The 2,604-nt window shown below is 67.5% G+C and carries 2 protein-coding genes; both read right to left on the minus strand.

Annotation, left to right across the window (positions count from 1 at the left end; genetic code table 11):
* Positions 1 to 134 precede the first annotated feature (134 nt).
* Entirely contained in the window at positions 135 to 1,118 is a 984-nt protein-coding gene (locus ABIE56_RS22590; RefSeq protein WP_429246058.1) for a malate dehydrogenase, read from the minus strand.
* Between the two features lie 39 nt (positions 1,119 to 1,157).
* The gene (locus ABIE56_RS22595; RefSeq protein WP_429246059.1) at positions 1,158 to 2,357 is read right to left on the minus strand and encodes an aminotransferase class I/II-fold pyridoxal phosphate-dependent enzyme; all 1,200 of its coding nucleotides are present in this window, start codon (positions 2,355 to 2,357) and stop codon (positions 1,158 to 1,160) included.
* Positions 2,358 to 2,604: the final 247 nt, after the last annotated feature.

The raw sequence follows: 2,604 nt of genomic DNA on the forward strand, positions 1-2,604 counted from the left end.
TCTCCTCCCCCCAAAAACCCCCACCACTCCCGGGCCGGCCGCCCCCCCCCCCCCCCCCCCCCCCCCCCCCCCCCCCCCCCCCCCCCCCCCCCCGCTCCTACAGGGGGCGGCATCATTCAGATGCCGGCCATGCCTTATTTAGCGAACAGGTGCTCGACGCCGGCGCGCTCTTCGCGCAGTTCCTTTTCGGTCGCATCGATACGCGCCTGCGAGAACGCGTTGATCGCCAGGCCCTGCACGATGGCGTACTTGCCATCCTTCACGGTAACCGGGTAGCCGAAAATGACGCCCGGCTCCACGCCGTACGAACCATCCGACGGAATGGCCATGGAGACCCAATCGCCTTCGGCGGTGCCCAGGGTCCAGTCACGCATGTGATCGATGGCGGCCGAGGCAGCCGAAGCAGCCGACGAAGCGCCACGAGCCTTGATGATGGCCGCGCCGCGCTGCTGCACGGTCGGGATGAAATCGCTCTCGTACCAGGCCTGGTCAACCTGCTCCAGCGCCGGCTTGCCCTTCACCGTGGTGGTGTGCAGGTCCGGGTACTGGGTGGAGCTGTGGTTGCCCCAAATGGTGAGCTTCTTGATATCGGTCGAGTGCGTGCCGGTCTTCTCGGCCAGCTGCGACAGGGCGCGGTTGTGGTCCAGGCGCACCATGGCGGTGAAGCACTTCGGATCGAGGTCCGGGGCATTCTGCTGGGCGATCAGCGCATTGGTGTTTGCCGGGTTGCCGACGACCAGCACGCGCACGTCGCGCTTGGCGTGATCGTTCAGGGCCTTGCCCTGCGGGCCGAAGATGGCACCGTTGGCTTCGAGCAGGTCCTTGCGCTCCATGCCCGGGCCGCGCGGGCGCGCGCCAACGAGCAGGGCGTAATCGACGTCCTTGAAGGCAACATTCACGTCATCGGTGGCGACCACGCCAGCCAGCGTCGGGAACGCGCAATCGTTGAGTTCCATCACCACGCCCTGCAGGGCCGGCAGCGCCGGGGTGATTTCGAGCAGGTGCAGGATCACCGGCTGGTCCGGGCCCAGCATGTCGCCGGCGGCGATACGGAACAGGAGGGCATAGCCGATCTGGCCGGCTGCGCCGGTGACGGCAACGCGAACGGGTGCTTTCATCTTTCGACTCCTCAGGGATATCGCGTGTGGGACTGACGATCAGTTCAGCTCGGCGAAGAACTCGACGATGCGGGCCATGCCCTTGTCGAGTGCCTCATCCGGGCAGGAATAGGAAATGCGCAGGGCGCGCGGCTCGCCGAAGGCCGAGCCCGGCACGCAAGCCACGCCCTTGGCTTCGAGCAGCGCGGCGCAGAAGGTGACGTCGTCGGTGATGGCGACACCGTTGTGCTGCTTGCCGAAGGCCACCGAGATATCCGGGAACGCGTAGAACGCGCCCTGCGGACGCGGGCAGACCACGCCCGGGATCGAGACCAGCGCGTTGTAGACGCGATCGCGCTTGGCAGCGAACTCGATGCACTTCTGCCCGGGCACATCCTGCGGGCCGGCAAGCGCGGCCACGGCGGCGGCGGTGACCACTTCGGGCAGGCTGGTGATGTGGTTCGAATTGAGCGTGGTGACGGCCTTGGCGACCTCGGCAGGCGCGGCGATGAAGCCCACGCGCCAGCCCGGCATGCCGTAGGTCTTCGACAGCGAATCGACGAAGATCACCCGGTCCTTCAGCTCCGGGCGCACGTGCACGAAGTTGTGGTAACCCACGCCATCGAACACCATGGTGTTGTAGATGTCATCGGTGATCACCCAGGTTTCCGGGTACTTCACGATCACATCGGCCAGCGCGGCGATTTCATCGCGCGTATAGACCATGCCGGTGGGGTTCGAGGGGTTGTTAAAGAGGAACACGCGCGGCTTGCGCTGCAGGGCCTCTTCGAGCTGTGCCGGGGTGAGCTTGTAGTGCTGCTCGGGCGGGCACGGCAGGATATTGATCTTTGCCCCGACGATCTCGGCGATATCGAGGTAGCTGGTCCAGTACGGCGCCGGGAACGCGATTTCATCGCCCTCATCGAGCAGGGCTTCGGCCAGGTTGTACAGGATCTGCTTGGCACCCACGCCCGTGCTGACGTTCTCCGGCTTATAGCCGGTGAGGCCCAGGGCTTCGATGTGCTTGAGGAAGGCGTTGACCAGGGCATCCGCTCCGCGGTTGCTGCCGTACTGGCCGGAATCCTTCGCCAGCGCCTCGCGGGCGGCGGCGTAGACGTGCTCGCCGGGGAGGAAGTTGGGGACACCGATCGAGAAGCTGACGATGTCGCGCCCCTCGGCTTTCAGGCGCTTGGCCTTCTCGGCAATGACCATGATCGCACTGGGCTTGGCGCGACCCATACGCTTGGCGAGCTGCGGCATCGTTTCCTCGTCGTGGGGACGGAACAAAGGCCGCTATTTTAGCATGGGCCCACGCCAGGATGGCGCCGCCCCAAACGCCCACGGCATGGCCGACCGCCCCCTGTAGGAGCGGGGGGGGGGGGGGGGGGGGGGTGGGGTGGGGGGGGGGGGGGGCCCCCCCCCCCCCCCCCCCCGCCGCAGGAACGGCGCGGGGCGCGGCGCGCCGCCGCGCCGGCCCCCCCGCGGCGCCCCCCCGCCCAGCGCAGCT

Origin of the sequence: Luteibacter sp. 621, assembly GCF_050435445.1 — a bacterium.
Taxonomy (GTDB): Bacteria; Pseudomonadota; Gammaproteobacteria; order Xanthomonadales; family Rhodanobacteraceae; genus Luteibacter.

What these genes read in the sequence shown, in the direction of transcription:
- ABIE56_RS22590 (WP_429246058.1), bottom strand. Translation starts at nt 1,118, where the DNA reads ATGAAAGCACCCGTTCGCGTTGCCGTCACCGGCGCAGCCGGCCAGATC.
- ABIE56_RS22595 (WP_429246059.1), bottom strand. Translation starts at nt 2,357, where the DNA reads ATGCCGCAGCTCGCCAAGCGTATGGGTCGCGCCAAGCCCAGTGCGATC.